The sequence below is a fragment of the Psychrobacter pygoscelis genome, assembly GCF_004335015.1.
Taxonomy (GTDB): domain Bacteria; phylum Pseudomonadota; class Gammaproteobacteria; order Pseudomonadales; family Moraxellaceae; genus Psychrobacter; species Psychrobacter pygoscelis.
Genome location: NZ_RQRU01000017.1, coordinates 1 through 486, shown reverse-complemented (window position 1 = coordinate 486; position 486 = coordinate 1). Strand labels below are relative to the sequence as shown.

Annotated in this window: 1 protein-coding gene; it reads right to left on the bottom strand. The window is 32.5% G+C overall.

Annotated features, from left to right (window positions below):
- On the bottom strand, positions 1 to 486 hold a 486-nt coding region (locus tag EGV92_RS13750), incomplete at both ends, for a cytochrome c biogenesis protein (protein WP_165525635.1).

The window sequence follows — 486 nt, the reverse complement described above, 5'->3', positions numbered from 1 at the left end:
ACAACAAAAGCAATTGAATAATAAATAGAGTTAGGGGTAATTACTTTGTCGCCACTAGCGTAAGAATGCAGCCCTGATAAATAAAAATTAACACCAAAATATGTCATCATAATAGAGGCGAAAGCCATTATTGACCATAAATTAAAGGTATATCTTGATCTTAATCCAGGAATTAAACGCATGTGTAGTACAAAAGAATAAATCATAATTGATATTAACGCCCAAGTTTCTTTCGGATCCCAGCCCCAGTAACGCCCCCAACTTTCATTAGCCCACATACCTCCTAAAAAATTTCCGATTACCAGCATAATTAAACCAACAGTTACTGCCATTTCGTTAATTACGGTAAGTTCTTTTAGGTGAATATCCATTTTCTTTTTATTCTTTTTATTGGTGAAAATGATTAAAAATAAAGAGAAAATACCTAAAATCATCCCTAAAGCAAAAGGTCCGTAACTTGCTACAATAATTGATACATGAACATAT